Below are 18,362 nucleotides of genomic sequence, written 5' to 3'. Positions count from 1 at the left end.
CGGAGGGCCCGGTCGGTGTGGAACGGCCGGTCGTCGCGGCTGGTCCAGCCGGTGCGGCGGGGTCGGTGAGCACGGCGGGTTCGGTGGGCACGGCGGGGCCGGTGGCCGCATCGGCGATCGTGCGGCTCAAGCCGCTGGGTCCACCGCTGACCAGGGCCCGACGACCGGCGATCCCGGTCCGCCGGGTGCCGGTCGTGCGGTCTTCACGGGCCGCGCCCGGTCCGGTGCCGGGTGTCGGGACCGCCTCGGACGTGGACGGCGGGAGTATGGTCGGAGGTGTCACCCGGGCCGTGATCGCGGCGAGGGATGCGATCGCGGCCTTGGGCGTGGCTACCGAGCCTGACGCGGACGCGGGTGGGGCGGGTGCTCCGAGCGCGATCGGCCTGGGCGCGACCGGCCCGGATACGACCGGCACAGTCGCGACCGGCCCGAGCGCCGCAGTTCCGAGCGTCCCGCGTCCGGGCGCGACGGGTCCGGGCGCGACGGGTCCGGGCGCGGCCCCCGCGCCGGTCGCGGGCCCGAGTACGCCCACGCCGCCCGTGACAGGCCCCAGTGCGCCCACTCCGCCCGTGGTGGGGCGTGGCGGGACCGCCGGCGGGGGCGGGGATACTCCGCCGGCGGTGCAGCGTCGCGAGAGCATCGGTGGCGGCGCCGAGGTCTTGCCCGCCGTGCGGCGGAGCACGGCTGCCGCGCCGGTGCTCGGTGCGTCGGTGCCCGGTGCGTCGGTGCCCGGTGCGTCGGTGCCCGGTGCGTCGGTGCCCGGTGCGTCGGTGCCCGGTGCGTCGGTGCCCGGTGCGTCGGTGCCCGGTGCGTCGGTGCCCAGTGCGCCGGTGCTCGGCGCACCCCTGGCTCGGCTGCCCGCGAGCGCGATCGAGCCGGGCAACGACCCCGTCCGCAACCCCTCGGCCTCGCCCGGCCGTCCCGTGGACCCGACCAGCCGTTCCGTGAACCCGGCCACCGCCGTGCCCGCCAACCTCGTCATCCCGTCCAGCACCACCGGCCCCGCGACACCCGGGAGTGCCGCAAGCCCGTCGAACCACGCAAGTCCTGGCAGCCCTCGCCGTCCCGTCGGTCCCGCCAGTCCCGCGACACGCGGAAGCACCGCGAGTCCCGCTTCGACCACCGGGTCCGCCCCACCCCCCACCCGCGCCAAGGTCGGCCTGGGCCAGCCGCTTCCGACGCTCCCTTCGACAGCCACCACCGAAACCGTTGCCACCAGGCGGAACCCGAACACGCCACCGACCCGCACACCAACACCAGCCGGCGACACCACATCGGCACCCGTGCAGCGCAGCACCCGGCCCCAGCCCGTCGAGCCCCGGCGAACGGTGCCGGGTCCGGAGCACATGCCAGTCGTCCCGCTGGTCCGCATCCCGTCACACACCTCGGTCCCGCCGTCGACGGCCCCGGTGCTCAGGCGAACCGTTCCGCTGCTGGGCAAGCGGCCCCTCGCCCCGAGCCTGCGCGTCGAGGAATCCGCACCCGCCTCGCCCGCCCCGCAGGAGCGCCGGGTGGTCGAGCCCCGGTGGACGCCCATGCGCGCGCTGCTCGAAGGCGCATCACCGCGCCCGACGGCTCCCACCAACCGGGCGACCGCGCCTTCCACCGTCGACACCGCCGCGGTCGTTCCGAAGGCCGAAGCCCGCCCGACTCCACCGAACCGGAGTCCACGGACACCCTCTGCGACACCCCCTGTCACGCCGCCGACCGCACCACCGCCCGCTGCCGCCGGACCGATGCCGGTCAGCCGGACTCCCGTCCAACGGCAGACCACCGGGCACCAGGTCCGGAGCGCCCCGGCGCGGCACGACTTCACGGTCGCCAACCCGACCGTCGTCCAGCGCGGGGAAGCACCCAACGGCCGGGCTGTCCCCGACACCGCGAACGCTCGGGCCACTCGCACCCCTGCCACCAACACCCCTGCCACCAACACCCCGTCCGGCCGCACCCCGTCCAGCCGTGCCGCTGCCGCCCGAAGCCCCGCCACGCACGGCCCCGCCACACACGCCCCCGCAACCCCGCCACCGGCACCCGGAACCCCCGCGACACCCACCGCGTTCGACCTCGACGACCTCGCCCGCAAGCTGATCGACCCGGTCGCCAGGCTGCTGCGCGCCGAGCTGCGCGCCGGCCGCGAGCGCGTCGGCCGCCTGCACGACCGACGCCGCTGAACCGGCACGACAGGAGCACCCGATGACCGACACCGTCTTCGCCAGCAGCGTCTTCTTCCAACTGTCCATAGCGGGCAACGACCTGGGCGCGTTCCACACCTGCGAGGGACTGGGCGCGGAGGTCGAGGTCGAGCGGTTCGCCGAGGGCGGCAACAACGGGTTCGCCTGGCAGCTGCCGTCGCGCATCACCTGGTCCAACATCACCATGACCCGGCCGGTCACCGCCGACTCCGCCAAGGTCCTCAGGTGGCTCAACGAGGTCGTCCAGCGGGCCGAGCGCAAGGACGGCGAGATCGTCGCGCTCGCACCGGACCTGACGCCGATCGTCCGCTGGCAGGTCCTCGGCGTCATCCCGATCCGCTGGCAGGGCCCGTCGTTCGACCCGAGCCAGTCGCAGGCCGCCGTGGAGACCCTGGAGTTCGCCCACGAGGGCCTCCAGGCGTCGTGACGCGGAAGGGGACCACGTCGTGCCACCGAAGCCCGGAGCGAGCCTCGTCAAGGCCCGCCTGGTGATCATGGAACCGCCCGCGCGGGTCGGCGCGAAGCCGGGAGCGAGGATGTCCACCGTCCAGTTCCAGTTCAACCCCGGCACGCTGGCGCTGGCGAAGTCGGTAGAGTGGCGGCGCTCGCCGTCGCGGATGGCCGGCCAGACGTCGATGCCGGAGTTCGTCGGCAGCGGGCCGCGCACGCTGAGCGTGGACGTGTTCCTCGACGCCACCGCCACCCACGACAACTCCGTGGAAGCGGGCGTGGAGAAGCTGATGGTGGCCTGCGTGCCGACCAAGAAGAGCATCCAGAAGAAGACGCCCGCGAGCCCGTGGGTCCGGTTCGAGTGGGGCACCGCCAAGTCGGTGTCGTTCGACGGCGTGCTGTCGAGCCTGTCGGTCGCCTACTCGCTGTTCGACGTGGACGGGAAACCGTTGCGCGCCACCTGTTCGCTGTCGATCGAGGAAGCCGGTCACGACACGCCGGGCCAGAACCCGACGTCCGGCTCGCGCGAGGCGCGCCGGACCCACCGCGTGGTGGCCGGTGACAGCCTGCCGCAACTGGCGTGGCGCGAGTACGGCGACGCGACCGCGTGGCGGGTCATCGCCGAGGCCAACGGGATCGACGACCCGCTCGTGCTCGTGCCGGGTGCGGAACTGCTGCTGCCCGGCGTCGAGGGCGCCGACCCGGAAGCGGAGGAGGCCCGATGACGCCACCGCCACCACCCCGCTCCCGATGCGACCGAGCAGGGCACGCCACCTCCGCGGCGACCGGTGCCCGGCGGGCGCACCGGCCCGCCCACCCGGCACCACACCCCGTGCCCGCACCCCGATCCGCGCACGCCGTTCAACCCTTGCCCGCCGCCCGATCCGCGCCCGCCGCTCGACTCGTACCCGCAGCCCGACCCACGGAGGACCGATGAGCCAGGAGCAAGCAGGGCGGTCCTTCGCCGCCGGCCCCATCGTCGTCGCGGCGGGCCCGGTGGACGGCGCGTGGGACGACGAACTGGTCAGCTGCGTGGTCGAGGAGAACGTCGGCGTGCCCGACACCGCCGTCCTGACCTACCACGACGGCAACCGGCAACTGCTGTCGGAGACCGGCATCACCATCGGCTCCCCGCTGCGGATCTCCGTGGCGTCGGTGCGGTCCCAGGCCACGGAGCTGCTGTTCAACGGCGAGGTCACGGCGATCGAGATGGACGTGGACGCCACCGGCGCGTACACCGTCGTCCGCGCGATGAGCAAGGCGCACCGGCTGTTCCGCGGCCGTCGGGTGGAGGCGTTCCAGAACATGACCGCGTCCGCCATCGTCGCCAAGGTCGCCAAGTCGGCCGGGCTGGCCGTCGGCCGGGTCGAGACGTCGCAGATCACCTACCGGCACCTCAGCCAGCCCGGTGTGTCGGACTGGGACTTCCTCCAGATGCTGGCCCGCGAGCACGGCGCGGTCGTCCGCGTGGACGACAAGGGGCGGTTGGAGTTCACCAAGCTCACGCCCGCGGCCAAGGCGCCCGCGCCGACCACCTCCGCCGCGAAGAACCCGATGGTGCTGGAGTTCGGCCGCAACCTGCTGGTGCTGCGCGCCTCGCTGAGCAGCACCGAGCAGGCCAACGGGGTGCAGGTGCGCAGTTGGGACGTGGCCCGGAAGAAGGCGCTGGTGGCGGTGCAGAACAACACGCGCAGCAAGACCTCCGTGCCCGGCCTGGCCGCGTCGACGGCGAGCAGGGCGTTCCGCACCAGGAACCGCGCGCTGGTGACCGACGTGCCGTACTCGACGCAGGCGGAGGCCACCGCGGCGGCGCGGTCGCTGGAGGCGTCGATCAGCGCGGGGTTCGCCGAGCTGGAGGCCGTCGTCGAGGGCAACCCGAAGTTGCGCGCGGGTGTGCCGATCGCCCTGGGCAACGTGGGCGAGGCGTTCAGCGGGCGCTACACCGCGACGGCCGTGAGCCACGTGCTGGAGCCGGGTTCGGGCTACCGGACCACGGTGGTGGTCAGCGCGTCGCACGACCGCTCGTTGGCGGGGCTGGTCGCGGGCGGCAACTCCGTCGAGCTGCCCCGGATGCCCGGCCTGGCGACCGGGATCGTCACCGACATCAGGGAGACGGGCGGCCAGCGCGGCTGGGTCAAGCTCAAGTTCCCCTGGCTGGACGACAAGTACGTGACCGACTGGGTGCGGACGGTGCAGCTCGGCGGTGTCGGCGGCGGCGGGGTGTTCAGCCCGGACGTCAACGACGAGGTGCTCGTCGGGTTCGAGCAGGGCAGCCTGGACCGGCCGTACGTGCTGGGCGGCCTCTACAACGGGGTGGACAAGCCGTCGCCGCACGACCTGCCGCTGGTGGACGGTCGCAGCGGGAAGGTCAACCGCAGGTCCCTGGTGTCCCGCAAGGGGAACCGCCTGGAACTGCTGGACGGGGCGCGCGAGTCCGGCGTCCGGCTGGCCAGCGGCGACCAGCGGCTGGAGGTCAAGCTCGACGAGCGCAGGGGCCGGCTCGACCTCACCGTGCGCGGACCGGGCGGGCGCGGGGTCCTCGGCTCGCTGCGGATCGACGCCACGGGCATCACGCTCGACGCCGGGAACGGGCAGGTGCGCATCAAGGGCCGCATGATCCGCCTGAACTGACCCACTGACCCACCGGGACCCCGCCGCCCCGTCGACCACGCCGCCTCGGACACCCCCGCTTCCGACTTCGCCGCCTTCGACCTCGCTGTCCTCGGTCCCGCTGTCTTCGGTCCGGCTGGCTTTGATCCGGCTGGCTCTGAGCCGGTTGCCCGACCGCCACCACCCGCGAGCCCCACCGATCACCACCACGACCCGAGGAGGTTCCCCATGCGCCCCGCTGCCCGGCTGGGTGACAAGACGTCCCACGGCGGCGTCCTCGTGACCCCCGCGTCGCCCCCGTTGGCGGCGAAAGCGGCCACCGTGCTCATCGAAGGCGTGCCCGCCGCCGTCGTCGGCAGCGTCCACGCGTGCCCCAAGCTGCCCGACCACCCCGCGCTGGGACCGTCCAACGTGATCGTGCCGAGGCCCGCGCCACCCCCGACGGTGTTCGTCGGCGGCGCGCCGCTCGCCGTCGTCGGCGACCGCTCGGTGTGCCAGGCCGGCATCGTCCTGGGCGCGCGCTCGGTGTTCGTCGGAGGGGTGCTGTGAACACCGACTTCATCGGCCGCGGCTGGGGCTTCCCGCTGCGGCTGTCCGCCACCGGCGGCATCGCGCTGGTCGAGCGGGAGCAGGAGATCCAGGAGGCCATCCGGCTGATCCTGGGCACCGCGCCCGGCGAGCGCCCGATGCGACCGGAGTTCGGCTGCGGCATCCACGAGCACGTGTTCGCCGCGGCGGACCACGCCACCGCCGGCGACATCGCCCGCGAGGTGCGGATCGCGCTCGACCGGTGGGAGCCGCGCATCGAGGTCGCCGACGTCGTCGTGGCCTTCGACGCCGTCGAGGTGGGCACGCTCTACATCGACGTGCGCTACACCATCCGCGCCACCAACGACCAGCGCAACCTGGTCTTCCCCTTCTACACGATCCCCTCCGAGGAAGGCGGTGCCGGCTGATGGTGCTGCCCGCGCCCAACCTGGACGACCGGCGCTTCCAGCAGCTCGTGGACGAGGCCAAGCGGTACGTCCAGCAGAGCTGCCCGGAGTGGTCGGACCACAACGTCTCCGACCCCGGCGTCACCCTGATCGAGACCTTCGCGCACATGGTGGACCAGCTCGTCTACCGGCTGAACCGGGTGCCGGAGAAGAACTACCTGGCGTTCCTGGACCTGCTGGGCGCGCGGCTGTTCCCGCCGACGGCGGCCAGGGCCGACGTCACGTTCTGGCTGTCCGCGCCGCAACCCGACACCGTGCTGCTGCCCGCGGGCACGGAGGTCGCCACGGCGGGCGGCGACGCCGCCGAGGCCGTGGTGTTCGCGACCACCCACGACCTGCCCATCGTGCCGTGCTCGTTGACGCGCCTGGTGACCAGGTCGGCGGACGGCGACTACGTGGACCGCACCAGGGATCTCGACTCTGGCCGGGACGTGCGGTGCTTCCAGGCCGCGCCCGCGGTCGGCGACGCCACGCTGTTCGGCCTGTCCTCCGCCGTGCCGCGTTGCGCGGTCGTGCTGCGGCTGGACAGCCGGGTCGAGGGCATCGGCGTCGACCCGCGCCAGCCACCGCTGGTGTGGGAGGCGTGGGACGGGCAGGCGTGGGTCGCCTGCCCGACCGACGACGACAGCACCGGCGGCCTCAACCGGCCCGGCGAGGTGGTGCTGCACGTGCCCGCCGGGCACACGGCGTCCGCGGTGGGCGGCCACCGCGCGGGCTGGCTGCGCTGCCGGGTGACCGAACCGCTGCCGGACCAGCCCTTCTACGCCGAGTCGCCGACCGTGCGGGAAGCCGAGGCGTTCACCGTCGGCGGCACGACGGCCGTCGAGCACGCCGAGGTCGAGGTCGACGTGCCGCTGGGCGAGTCGGCGGGCGTGCCGGGCCAGCGGTTCACCCTGCCCGTCGCGCCGGTGCTGCTCGACGGCGACCCCGTGGTCGTGCGGGTGTCGACGGGCGCGGGCTGGGAGGACTGGACCGTGGTGGAGGACTTCGGCTCCTCCGGGCCGGACGACCGGCACGTGGTGCTGGACGCGAGCACCGGCGAGTTCCTGTTCCCGCCCGCGGTGCGCGAGGCCGACGGTTCCCTGCGCCGATACGGGGCGGTGCCGCCCAAGGGCGCGCACCTCCGGGTGCCGCGCTACCGCACCGGCGGCGGCCGGGCGGGCAACGTGGCGCGCGGCGCGATCTCCGTGCTGCGCAGCTCCCAGCCGTACGTGACGGAGGTGGAGAACCGGGAGGCCGCGCTCGGCGGCGTGGACGCCGAGACGGTGGCCGAGGCGAAGCTGCGGGTGCCGCACCAGTTGCGGGTGTGGGACCGCGCCGTCACCGCCGGGGACTACGAGCTGATCGCCCGGCAGGCCGTGCCGTCGCTGGCGCGGGTGCGGTGCCTGCCCGTCGCGGGCGAGGCGGGCGGCGGGGCGGGTGGCGCGCGGGTGCTGCTGGTGCCCGACGCGGTGGCCGACGAGGGTGACCGCCTGCGGTTCGAGCAGCTGATGCCGACCGAGGAGGTGCTGGCGGCGGTGACGCGGCGGCTGGACGAGTGCCGCCTGCTGGGCACCCGCCTGGTCGTGGAACCGCCGCGCTACCAGGGGATCACCGTGGTGGCCCGGCTCGCCGCACCGGAACCGGGCAGCGCCAACCGCGTGCACGAGGCCGCGCTGGACGCGCTGTACCGGTACCTCAACCCGCTGCGCGGCGGCCCGGACGGCGTCGGGTGGGAGTTCGGCCGCTCGGTGCAGTTCGGCGAGGTCTTCGCGGTGCTGCAACGGGTTCCGGGCGTGTCGCTGGTGCGGGAGGTCCGGCTGTTCCCGGCCAACCCGCTCACCGGTGCGCGCGGCGCGCCCGTCGAGCACCTGGAGATCGCGCCGAACGCGCTGGTGTTCTCGCACCAGCACCAGGTCGCGGTGGACGCGCCGTGAGCCGCGCCGCGCTCCCGGAGCTGCCGAGCACGCACCCGATCGGCGCGCTGCTGCCCGGCCTGTACGCGGCGGACGACCTCACCCAGCGGTTCACCGCCGGGCTGGACGCGGTGCTGTCCGCCGTGCTGTCCACTTTGGACAACCTGGCCGCGTACCTGGACCCGGCCCTCGCGCCGGAGGACTTCGTGGCCTGGCTGGCGTCCTGGGTGGCCGCCGACCTCGACCCGGCGTGGCCCGAGGCGCGCAGGCGGGCCGTGGTGCGCCGGGCGGTGGCGGCGCACCACCGGCGGGGCACCGCGCGCGGGTTGGTCGAGCGGCTGGCGCTGGCGCTGGACGTGCGGGCCGAGGTGCTGGACGGCCCCGCCGCGCGCTGGTCGACCACGCCGGACACCGCGCTGCCGGGTGGCCCGGCGGAGGTGGTCGTGGTGCGGGTGCGGCCGGGGCGGTCCGGGCCGGTGGACCGGGCGCGGGTGGAGGCGCTGGTGGCCTCGGTGTGCCCGGTGCACCTGAGGTGCGTCGTCGAGGTGCTGCCGGAGGAGGGGACGTGAGCGCGCGGTCGTGCCCGCAGTGCGGTGTGGTGGTCGGCGACACCGACGACTTCTGCGGCAATTGCGGCAACTACCTGGGCTGGCTCCCGGCGGGTGGTCGGGGCGCGGGGGAGGGGGCGTCGCCGCCCGTTCGGACGGGTGACGCGGAACCCGGTCGGAAACCGGACGGGGGAGCGGGCGGCGGTGGCGCGCCCGCTCGGGACGACGGCGGCGCCGGCCGGGATCGTGGTGCCGGCTCGGGTGGCAGCGGTGCCGGCCAGGACGACGGCGGTGCCGGACGGGGTGGCGGCGGTGTTGGTCGAGGTGACGGCGGTGCCGGGCGGGGTGGCGGCGGTGCCCGGCCCGGTCGGGACGGCGTCGCGGCGGATGCGCGAGATGACGCCGGAACGGGCGGGCGGGGGAGCGGCGGGCCCACGAGCCCGCCGGCGGCGTACCTCGGACCGGTCCCGCCGGGCAGGCCCGACGCGAAGCGCCCGCTGCCGACCACCGCGGCGGACGTCGCGGTCGACGGTCCGCCCTGCCCGAACTGCGGCACCGCCAACCCGCCCGGACGCCGGTTCTGCCGTCGCTGCGCGACCCCGCTGCACCCCGACGACCACGCCGTGGCCGGGTCCCGCCGCCGGTGGCGGTGGCGCGGCGACCTCTCGCGGTGGTTGCGCAGGCTGACCGCGCTGCTGGTGGTGGTCGCGCTGGTGGTCGCGGCGTGGCTGTTCCACCCGTACGCCGGGGCGCTGTGGGAGGACCTGCGCGACCGCCTCGCCACCCCGCAGGCGGTGGCGCCCACGGGCGTCAAGGCGACGGCCGAGGTGCCCGGCCACCTGGCCGCCGCGGCGGCGGACGGGCTGTCGAACCGCTACTGGGGAGCGCCGGCGGTCGGCGACTCGGTGGAGTTCACCTTCGCCTCGCCGTTCCGGCTGCTGTCGGTGGTGGTGCACGCGGGCGCGTCGGCGGAGGCGGACAAGTTCGCCGCACAGGCCCGGCCGTCGGCGCTGGACCTGGTCGTGACCACGGCGGACGGCGTCCGGCGGACCCTGCCGGTGACCCTCGCCGACCGGCCGGGCCCCCAGCCGACGGCCACCGGCATCAGCGACGTGGTGCGCGTCGCGGTCGTGGTGCGGTCCGCGTCCGGCCTGACGCCGGGTGCGCACATCGCGCTGGGCGAGGTCGAGTTCTTCCGCCGCCCCTGACCCGTGCGCTCGACCCCGCCTCCCCGACGCCTCCTGCCCGCCCTCCGGAACCGCTCGCCCCCGGAACCGCGCTCCGGACTTCCGGGCACGGTCGTCGGACGGCGGGGCAGCGGTTGCCGCCGGGCGGCCCGCGCCACCGCCGAGGGGCCCACCATCGGGTTCGTGTTCCCGGCGACCACGACGAGGTGGTCGACCTCGGCCCGGCGTCGTGAGACGCTTTACCGGCCCGCTGTACCGACCCGTGCACCGACCCCGGTGGCGAAGCCGCGTGCGGGGCCGTGCGGATGCCCGTCCACAGCCGTGCAGACGGCGGCGTTTGAAGGCTCTGTAGACGGGATTGAGAACGCGTGAAGCCGCTCCTCCCAGAATCGGTGGTGCAAGCCGGAACTGTGGGAGGCAGTGGTGGAGCAACGGGTTCGAGTCCTCGTCCAGGCCACGGATCACCTCAGCATGGCCGGTCTCTCCAGCTACCTCGGGTCGAGGCCCGAGATCACGCTGGTGGGGCCGGATCAACGGATCAAGCCCGACGTCGCGGTGGTGGCGGTCGGCCGGCTCACCGAGGAGGCGGCGGCGGGACTCCGCCAGCTCGCGGCGCAGGCGCCCGTACCGGTGGTGCTGGTGCTGGACGAGATCGGCGAGGCCGACGTGCTCACCGCCGTGGAGTGCCGGGTGGTGGCGATCCTGCCGCGGGCGGGCGCGACCGGCGACCGGGTGCTGCGCAGCGTGCTCGCGGCGGCGTCGGGCGGTGGTGTGATGCCGCCGAGCCTGGTGGCGGAGTTGTTGGACCACGTGCGGCGGTTGCAGCAGCAGCTCACCACGCCCGCGTCCGACCGGGGCAAGCTCACCAGCCGCGAGGTCGAGGTGCTGCGGCTGATGGCGGACGGGCTGGACACCGCGGAGATCGCGACCACCCTCTGCTACTCGGAGCGGACGATCAAGAACGTCTTCTACGGCATCACCAGCAGGCTGAACCTGCGCAACCGGCCGCACGCGGTCGCCTACGCCCTGCGCAAGGGCGTGATCTGACGTGGCCGAGGCCGCGGTGGACGGGGCACGTCCGCGGCGCCGGCAGGTCTGGTGGCGCGTCGCCGCCGGGCGCGGGCCCTGCCCGGTCCGGTGGCGGCGCGCCGGTGGTCGCGGGTCCCGGTGACGGCGCGCCGGGCACCGGTCGCCGACAGAGCGGTCGGCGCACCCGCCCACCCGCGTCGCAACGCGCCGTCGCGAAGCGCCGGAAGCCTGCGGTGACGCGCCGTTCGCCCGCCGCGACGAACCGGCCACCGACGAAGGCGGGCCGTCTGCCCGCCGCGACGAGCCGCCCACCCGAGCCGGCGCACCCGGTGGTGCGCACCCCGGCCGGTCGCGGCCGGGTCAGGTGACGCGCCCGGTCAGCCGGCGCACGTCCCACACCGCGCCCATCCCCCGGTAGAGCCCCACCGCCTCACGCCGGACCTCCGTCGCCTCCACCGCCGAGCCCCGGCGGTCCAGCAGCACCGCCCGGTCCTCCAGCGTCTGCGCCAACTCGAAGGTCCGACCGACCGACCGGTAGTGCGCGGCCACGTCCAGCAACCCCTCGGCGTCGCCCTCGACCAGGCACCGGCAGCGCATCGCCGCCGCGGCGGCCCGCGCCGTGGTCGTCTCCCTGGCCGCTTCCTCCTCGCAGGCCGCCGCGGCGGCGCGTGCCGTGCCCCGGTCGCCGCAGGCCAGCGCGAGGCGCACCAGCTCGGGCAACCACTGGTGCCGCAGCAGCATCTGGGCGTAACAGGGGTCAAGGATCGGGCCCAGCAGCGCGAGGGCCCCCGCGTGGTCGCCGTCGCGCGCCGAGGCCAGCGCCCGCGCCGCCACCAGGAAGTCGCAGTTCTCCCGGTCGGCCGCCGTCACCAGGGGCAGCGCCGCCCCGGCGGCGAGGTGCTCCGCCAGCCGCGGCCCGTCGTCGCGGTGCACGGCGATCAGCGCGGCGACACCGTGCAGCAGCAGCGCCGGACCGCCGTCGCGGAGCCCGAACCCGGTGAACGCCTGCTCGTCCGACAGCACCGCGTCCAGCCGCGCCGCGGCGTCGTCCCAGTCGCCGAGCCAGAACCCGTGCACGGCGGCGGCGACGTGCAGGCCGGCCAGCGGCGTGCCGGGACCCGCCTCGGCGAAGGCCGTGCGCAGCGCCTCGGTCGCCTCGTCCAGCCGGTCCAGGCACTGGAGGGTGAACACCCGGTTGTCCAGCAGCACCAGCCGCAGGTCGGTGAGGCCGGGATCGGTGCCGACGACCTCCAGCGCCCGATCCAGGTGGCCGACCGCGCGCACGTAGTCCCGCCGCACCGCGTCGACCTGCCACCACACCTCCAGCGCCTGCCCGACCGCGAACGGGTCGCCCGCGCGCCTGCCCGCCTCGATGGCCCGGCGCGCGCTGTCCGCCGCCGCGTCCAGGTCGCCCACGCCCGCGCGCTGCACCAGCGCCAGCAGCGACAGCAGCCGCGCGCGCCACGTGTCGGTCAGGACCGGGTCGGCCAGCGCCTCGTGCAGCGCCGCCAGCGCGGCGTCCGGCCGCGACGCGCGGTGGGGCACGTAGGCGAGCGTCCAGCGCGCCTCCGCGACCCGGTCCGGGTCGCGCAGCCGGGGCAGCGCGCGCCGGGCCTGCTCCTCGGCCGCCGCGTCGTGGCCGATCCGGAACAGCGCGCTGCCGAGGTGCGCGGTCAGCACCCCGTCCGGGTCGTCGCGCCCGGCGGGCGAGCGCAGGCAGCGCTGGAGCAGCTCGACGGCGACCAGCGGCGCGCGGTGCACCAGCGCGGGCGACCGCTCCCGCACCCACCGCACCGCCTCCGCGCAGACCTCGTCGGCCTCCGAGGCGGCGAGCAGCTGCTCCGCCACGTGCTCCGCGGGCGCGTCCACCGCCGCGAGCTCCCGCGCCGCCCGCCGGTGCAGCTCCGCGCGCTCCGCCGCCGGGGTGCCCTCGTAGAGCGCCTGCCTGATCAGCGGGTGGCGGAAGGCCACGCGCGTGCCCGCGTCGCGCAGCACGCCCGCCGCCATCGCCTCGCCGAACGCGGGCAGCAGGCCCGGCACCGGGCGGCCCAGCACGACCGACAGGTCGCTCACGGCGAACTCGCCGCCCAGCAGCGCCGCGCACCGCAGCACCTGCCGGGTGGCCGGTGACAGGAAGTCCAGCCGGTCGGCCACGGCGGAGACCAGGGACCTCGGCACGCGGTCCGGCAGGTCCGGCGCGACGTCGGCCAGCCCGCTCCGGACGCGCACGGCGCGCTCGCGCACCAGCGCGTCGGCCAGCTCCCGCGCGTACAGCGGGTTGCCGCCGATCCGCGCGGCGATGCGGCGCAGCCCCGGACCGGGCTCCGCGCCGACCAGCGCGGCCACGATGCCCGCCACCGCGCGGTCGGACAGCGGCGCGAGGTCGAGCACCACCCCGCCGCGGGACTCGGTGTCGCGCCGCAGCCGCGCCACGCCCGCGCGGTGCGGCACCCCGCGCGCCGCGCCGATCAGCAGCAGCGGCAGCCTGCCGGTGGCCGCGCCGAGCCGGTGCCACAGCTCCGCGGTGTCGTCGTCGGCCCACTGGAGGTCGTCCAGCGCCAGCAGCAGCGGCCCGTCCGCGCACAGCCGCTCCACCAGCGCCACCAGCCGGTCGACGGCGAAGGCGGTCGGGTCGCCGCCCGCGAACACCGACCCGGCCACCGGGCGGCGGTCGCGCAGCGCCCGCGCGACCTCGGCGCGCCGGGGGTCCGCCGAGCCCTCCTCGACGCCCAGGGCGTGCAGCGCGGGCCGGAGCGGGAACCGGGCGCCCAGCTCGTCCGCCGCCGCGTGCGCCACCTGGAGCCCGGCCGCCCCGGCCCGCGCCAGCGCCGCGCCCACCAGCGTCGACTTGCCGATGCCCAGCTCGCCCTCGACCCACAGCGCGCGGCCCCGGCCGGCGGCCACGTCCGCCACCAGGCCGCGCACGGTGGCCAGCTCGGCGTCGCGGCCCAGCAGGAGGGGCTCCGCCGGCCCGCGGTCCGGTGGCGGCAGGACGCGCTCGGCCTCCCGCTGGAGCGCGGGCGCGCCCGGCCGCGCGCCGCGCACCCGGTCGTACGCGGCGCGCAGGCCCGGACCGGGTTCGGCGGCCAGCTCGGCACGCAGCACCCGCTCGGCCTCGCGGAACACCTCCAGCGCCTCGGCGCTGCGCCCGGCCAGGTGCAGCGCCGACATCAGCAGCTCGCGCGGGCGCTCCCGCAGCGGCTCCTCGCTGATCAGCGCGCCCAGCTCGCTGATCACCTCCACGTGCGCCCCGGCGGCGAGCGCGGCTTCCGCGCGCAGCTCACGCGCGGCGGACCGCGCCTCGTCCAGCCGCTGCCGGTGCGTCCGCGCGAACGGACCGGCCAGCCCCGCCAGCGGCGTGCCGCGCCACCGGGCCAGCGCCGCGTCCAGCGTCCGCAGCGCGGCGCGCGGCGCGCCGCCGTCGAGCTGCTGCCGCGCCCGCCGCACCAGGGCCTCGAACTCGACCACGTCCGTGGCGTCCGGCTCCAGCACCAGCCGGTAGCCCGACCCGATGGACTCCAGCAGCCGGGACGCCGCGCCGCGCGGCCGGTCCGGCTCCAACGCCTTGCGCAGCAGGGAGACGTAGGTGTAGACGCTGCCCTCGGCGGTCGCCGGCGCGGCGTCGCCCCACACGGCGCGGATCAGCTCGTCGCGCCGCACCACCGCGCCCGGCCGCAGGGCCAGCACGGCGAACAGGCCGCGCTGCCGGGAGGAGCCCAGCGCCACCTCGCGACCGCCGACCCAGGCGAGCACCGGTCCCAGCAGCGCGACCCGCAGCGGTGCACCCGTCGACGCCGTCATCGGGCCCTCCTCGCCGTTGCCGTGTGGTGTGGTGCGGTGGTGCCTCGGTGTGCCGGGCGTGCGGGACCGCGACGGGCGGGTGGTGGCGGGTCGGTGTTCCCCAGCGCTTCCGCTTCCCCGGCCGGCCGCCCCGCGTTCCCGCGTTCCGGCGTCGGGCCGTTGTCGGCGCGGGTGTCGGGTCGTCGGCGGTGTTCCGGCGGCGTGGACGGCGGTGAGGTCGTCATCGGGTTCTCCTCGCCGCCGTCATGCGGTGCGGCGCAGCCGCGCCTCGGCCCGTCGGACGTCCAGGACCGCGCCGAGCAGGCGGTAGCGGGTGAGCGCCGCGGCGCACGCCGCCCGCGCGCCCGCGCCGTCGCCGCGCGCCGCGAGCAGCGCGCCCGCGTTCTCCAGCGCCTCGGCCTCCTCGACCGGCCGCCCCACGTCCCGGTACCGCGTCGCCGCGGCCAGCACGGGCGCCGGGTCGCCGTCGACCAGGCCCCGGCAGTGCGCCGCGGCGGCGGACGCGCCGGCGCGCACCCGCTCGACCGCCGCGTCCTCCGCGCAGACCCGCGCCGCGCACGCGGCGGTGTCGCGGCGGCCCGCCGCCAGCGCGTACCGCGTGAGCAGGGGCAGCCACTGGTGCCGCGTCGGGGTGCGGCGCGCCCCCAGCAGCGGCTCCAGGGCCGCGGTCGCCAGGTCGAGGCGTCCGGCGGCCTCGGCGGCGAACGCCTCGGCGGGCGGCGGGAAACCGTCCGCGTCGGGGTCGGTGGCGACACCGGGTCCGCGCGCGGCGGCGGCGCGCAGGTGCTCCCGCGCGTCCTCCGGGCGGCCTCGGCGGGCGGCGACGAGCGCGGCGACGCCGTGCGCCGCGGGCCCGGACCCGGTCGGCGCGGCGGCGGCCTCGCGCTCCGCGTCGTCCCACCGGCCCAGCCAGTAGTCCTGCACGGTCGCGGCGACGCGCAGCGGCCCCGCCGACGGGTCGTCCGCGCGGCCCGCGCGCAGCGCGGCGTCCGCCTCGGCCAGCCGGTCCAGGTGGCGCAGCGTGGCCGCCCGGCAGGCCGACAGCGCGGCGTGCCAGCCGCGCAGGTCCGCCCGACCCCGCACCACGGCCAGGCCGCGCTCGACGCGGGTCAGCGCCTCCTCGTGGTCGAGGCGTGCCGAGCCTGCCCACCACAGCGACCGCCACGCGTGGGCGGCGGCGAAGTCGTCCCCCACCTCCTCGGCGCGCCGCACCGCGTGCCACGCCGCCTCCTCGGCGTCGTCCTCGGTGCCGCCCGCCTCGTCGGACCAGGCCGCGAGCAGCGCCGCGAGCCGCGCCCGCCAGACGGCGGGCACCCCGTCGTCCGCGATCGCCGCCCGCAGCGCCTCCGCCGAGTCGGCCGCCGCGCCGTCGAGGTGCCGCAGGTGCAGCAGCAGCGAGTGCATCCCGGCGAGCAGCTCGGGGTCGCGGGCACGGGCCAGCACGGACCTGGCCTCGGTGTCGGGACGCCTGCCGAGCCGGAACAGCAGGTCGGCCAGCCGCGCGGCCAGCCGTTCCCGGTGCGCCGGGTCGACGGCGGGCTGGTCGACCACGGTGCGCAGCAGCCCGGCCGCCACGTCCGGCGCGCGCCGCTCCACGGCGTGGGCGTTGTCCACCAGCCAGCCCACCACCCAGGGGTCCACGACGGCGGGCGCCGCCGCCAACTGCCCGGCGACCACCTCGACCGCCGCGCCCGCGCCGGCCAGCGACTCGGCGGCCTGGCGGTGGAGCGCGTTGCGCACCGGGCCCGGCATGCCCTGGTAGAGGGCCTGCCGCAGCAACGGGTGCCGGAAGGCGAGCCCCGAGCCGGTGTCGGCCAGGACGCCGGCCGCGAGGGGCTCCTCCAGCGCCGCGGCGAAGTCGGGGACCGGTCGGCCCGCCGCCGTCGCCGCGTCCTCGACGGCGAACCGGACGCCCAGCAGCGCCGCCCACCGCAGCGCCTCGGTCGCCGCCGGCGACAGGAAGCCCGACCACCTGGTCGCGGCGGTCGCCAGCGACGGCGGCAGGTCGTCGCCCGCGCCGCCGCAGGGCAGTTCCGCGACGCCGTCGCGGAACTCCACCAGGTCGTCGCGCACCAGCGCGTCCACCGTCCCCCGGACGTAGCGGGGGTTCCCGCCCGTCCGCCCGACGAGCAGGCGCAGCCCCTCGCCCGGCGGCGCGCCCACCAGGTCGGTCACCAGGGCGGTCACCTCGTCGTCCGCCAGCGCGCCCAGCACGACCACGTCACCGCCGGACCCGGCCACCGCGCTCCGCACCCGCGCCAGGTCCGCGCGCCGTGGCACCGGGCGCACGGCGGTGACCAGCAGCAGCGGCAGCCTTCGCGTCAGGTCCAGCAGCCGCTGCCAGCACGCGACGCTCGTCTCGTCGGCCCACTGGAGGTCGTCCACCACCAGCACCAGCGGACCCCGCGCGCACAGCTCCGCCACGAACGCCACCAGGCGGTCCACGGCGTCCGCCGCCGCGCCGTCCGCGTGCAGCAGGGACCCGAGGTCCACCTCGTGCCGCCGGTCGGGTGACAGGGCGGTCAGGTCCAGGCAGTCCAGCACCGCACACAGCGGCAGGTGGCCGCCCAGCTCGTCCAACGCCGACCAGCCCACCCGGCACCCCGCGTCGACGGCGTCGGCGAGCCCGGCGGCCAGCAGCGCGGACTTGCCCGCGCCCGGTTCGCCCTCCACCCACACGCCGCGGCCCCGCCCGGCGGCGACGTCGGCGACCGCCCGGCGCAGCAGCACCAGCTCCCGGCGGCGACCGACCAGGCCGATCCCGGCCACCTCGCGCGCCTCCACCCGCCGCGGGCGTCCCACCGCGACCGCGGCGTCGCGCGGCTCGTCGCCCACCACCTCCCGGTGCGCCCGGCGCAGCGCGAGACCGGGTTCGAGGCCGAGCTCGTCCACCAGCACGCGGTGCGCCTCCCGGTAGGCCGCCAACGCCTCCGCCCGCCGCCCTGCCCGGTGCAGCGCGGTGACCAGCAGCGCGCGCGGCCCTTCGCGCATCGGGTGCTCGGCGATCAGGTCCGACAGCCCCGCGATCACCTCCGCGTGGTCGCCCACCGCCAGCGCCAGCCCGGCGCGCCGCTCGACGGTGGCGAGCCGCAGTTCGAGCAACCGCGCCCGCTGCGCCTCCGCGAACGGGCCCGGCACGCCGTCGAGCGGGTCGCCGCGCCACAGCGCCAACGCCCGGTCCAGCTCCGCGATCGCCCGCGGCACGTCGGTGTCGGCGAGTTCCCTGGCGTGCGTCAGGTGCCGCTCGAACCGGTCGACGTCCAGGCCGTCGGGGTCGAGGCGCAGCGAGTAGCCGCCGCCCGCCGACACGAGGACGCCCGCCGCCGACCGCTTGGAGCGCTGCGGTTCCAGGACGCGGCGCAGGCCGGACACGTAGGTGTAGAGGCTGGCGTCCGCGGTCGCGGGCGGCGCGTCGCCCCACACGCCGCCGATCAGCTCGTCCCGCGAGACGACCCGGCCGGCGCGCAGCGCGAGCACCGCGAACACCGCGCGCCTGCGCGCGGCGCCGACGTCCACCTCGACACCGGCCCGCCACGCGCGCACCGGGCCGAGCAGCGCGACGGAGAGCGGCGGGGCCTCGCTCCCGGTCACGTCATGCCACCGGGTGCGGAATACCGAACGGACCACGCTTCGTCACTGGTGTACCTGCTTTGCA

General features: G+C 76.8%; 12 protein-coding genes. 10 read left to right on the top strand and 2 right to left on the bottom strand.

Going from position 1 to position 18,362, the window contains the following annotated elements:
• Positions 1-552 precede the first annotated feature (552 nt).
• The 10 genes from C8E97_RS36835 to C8E97_RS19695 all read left to right on the top strand — a co-directional run bounded on the left by C8E97_RS36835 (position 553) and on the right by C8E97_RS19695 (position 10,924).
• On the top strand, positions 553-948 hold the full coding sequence (locus tag C8E97_RS36835; RefSeq protein ID WP_425470551.1) for a Cys-every-fifth RiPP peptide CefA: 396 nt from the start codon (positions 553-555) through the stop codon (positions 946-948).
• A 1,245-nt stretch (positions 949-2,193) separates the two neighbouring features.
• Entirely contained in the window at positions 2,194-2,619 is a 426-nt protein-coding gene (locus tag C8E97_RS19735; RefSeq protein ID WP_121007044.1) for a phage tail protein, read from the top strand.
• Positions 2,620-2,638: 19 nt separating this feature from the next.
• The gene (locus C8E97_RS19730; RefSeq protein ID WP_246019021.1) at positions 2,639-3,367 is read left to right on the top strand and encodes a CIS tube protein; all 729 of its coding nucleotides are present in this window, start codon (positions 2,639-2,641) and stop codon (positions 3,365-3,367) included.
• Positions 3,368-3,575: 208 nt separating this feature from the next.
• A complete protein-coding gene (locus tag C8E97_RS19725) occupies positions 3,576-5,273 on the top strand; it encodes a VgrG-related protein (protein WP_121007043.1) in 1,698 nt (565 codons plus the stop codon).
• Between the two features lie 207 nt (positions 5,274-5,480).
• Positions 5,481-5,801 (top strand): PAAR domain-containing protein, encoded by a 321-nt coding sequence (locus C8E97_RS19720; protein WP_121007042.1) that lies wholly within the window; start codon positions 5,481-5,483, stop codon positions 5,799-5,801.
• On the top strand, positions 5,798-6,208 hold the full coding sequence (locus C8E97_RS19715) for a GPW/gp25 family protein (protein ID WP_121007041.1): 411 nt from the start codon (positions 5,798-5,800) through the stop codon (positions 6,206-6,208). The genes C8E97_RS19720 and C8E97_RS19715 overlap by 4 nt, the downstream gene beginning before the upstream one ends.
• The gene (locus C8E97_RS19710; RefSeq protein WP_121007040.1) at positions 6,208-8,163 is read left to right on the top strand and encodes a putative baseplate assembly protein; all 1,956 of its coding nucleotides are present in this window, start codon (positions 6,208-6,210) and stop codon (positions 8,161-8,163) included. Before C8E97_RS19715 ends, C8E97_RS19710 begins: the two co-directional genes overlap by 1 nt.
• On the top strand, positions 8,160-8,711 hold the full coding sequence (locus tag C8E97_RS19705; RefSeq protein WP_121007039.1) for a phage tail protein: 552 nt from the start codon (positions 8,160-8,162) through the stop codon (positions 8,709-8,711). Before C8E97_RS19710 ends, C8E97_RS19705 begins: the two co-directional genes overlap by 4 nt.
• Positions 8,708-9,898 (top strand): zinc ribbon domain-containing protein, encoded by a 1,191-nt coding sequence (locus C8E97_RS19700; RefSeq protein ID WP_121007038.1) that lies wholly within the window; start codon positions 8,708-8,710, stop codon positions 9,896-9,898. The genes C8E97_RS19705 and C8E97_RS19700 overlap by 4 nt, the downstream gene beginning before the upstream one ends.
• Before the next feature lie 450 nt (positions 9,899-10,348).
• Positions 10,349-10,924: a helix-turn-helix transcriptional regulator gene (locus C8E97_RS19695; RefSeq protein ID WP_121007037.1), complete on the top strand. Its 576-nt coding sequence runs from the start codon at positions 10,349-10,351 to the stop codon at positions 10,922-10,924.
• Positions 10,925-11,266: 342 nt separating this feature from the next.
• Here the strand turns inward: C8E97_RS19695 and C8E97_RS19690 are convergent, their stop codons facing one another.
• Both C8E97_RS19690 and C8E97_RS19685 read right to left on the bottom strand, forming a co-directional pair.
• Entirely contained in the window at positions 11,267-14,707 is a 3,441-nt protein-coding gene (locus C8E97_RS19690) for an ATP-binding protein (RefSeq protein ID WP_121007036.1), read from the bottom strand.
• A 243-nt stretch (positions 14,708-14,950) separates the two neighbouring features.
• Positions 14,951-18,298 carry an ATP-binding protein gene (locus tag C8E97_RS19685; RefSeq protein WP_170211917.1) on the bottom strand — a complete coding sequence of 1,116 codons (3,348 nt, stop codon included), beginning with the start codon at positions 18,296-18,298 and terminating at the stop codon, positions 14,951-14,953.
• Positions 18,299-18,362: the final 64 nt, after the last annotated feature.

It is taken from the genome of Saccharothrix australiensis, from assembly GCF_003634935.1.
Taxonomy (GTDB): domain Bacteria; phylum Actinomycetota; class Actinomycetes; order Mycobacteriales; family Pseudonocardiaceae; genus Actinosynnema; species Actinosynnema australiense.
The sequence above is the reverse complement of the archived record's forward strand: the minus strand, read 5'-3'. Positions and strand labels throughout refer to the sequence as shown.

Excerpts from the sequence above, each read along its gene's own strand:
- C8E97_RS19710 (WP_121007040.1), top strand. The coding sequence starts at position 6,208 with ATGGTGCTGCCCGCGCCCAACCTGGACGACCGGCGCTTCCAGCAGCTC.
- C8E97_RS19695 (WP_121007037.1), top strand. The coding sequence starts at position 10,349 with ATGGCCGGTCTCTCCAGCTACCTCGGGTCGAGGCCCGAGATCACGCTG.
- C8E97_RS19725 (WP_121007043.1), top strand. The coding sequence starts at position 3,576 with ATGAGCCAGGAGCAAGCAGGGCGGTCCTTCGCCGCCGGCCCCATCGTC.
- C8E97_RS19720 (WP_121007042.1), top strand. The coding sequence starts at position 5,481 with ATGCGCCCCGCTGCCCGGCTGGGTGACAAGACGTCCCACGGCGGCGTC.
- C8E97_RS19735 (WP_121007044.1), top strand. The coding sequence starts at position 2,194 with ATGACCGACACCGTCTTCGCCAGCAGCGTCTTCTTCCAACTGTCCATA.
- C8E97_RS19690 (WP_121007036.1), bottom strand. The coding sequence starts at position 14,707 with ATGACGGCGTCGACGGGTGCACCGCTGCGGGTCGCGCTGCTGGGACCG.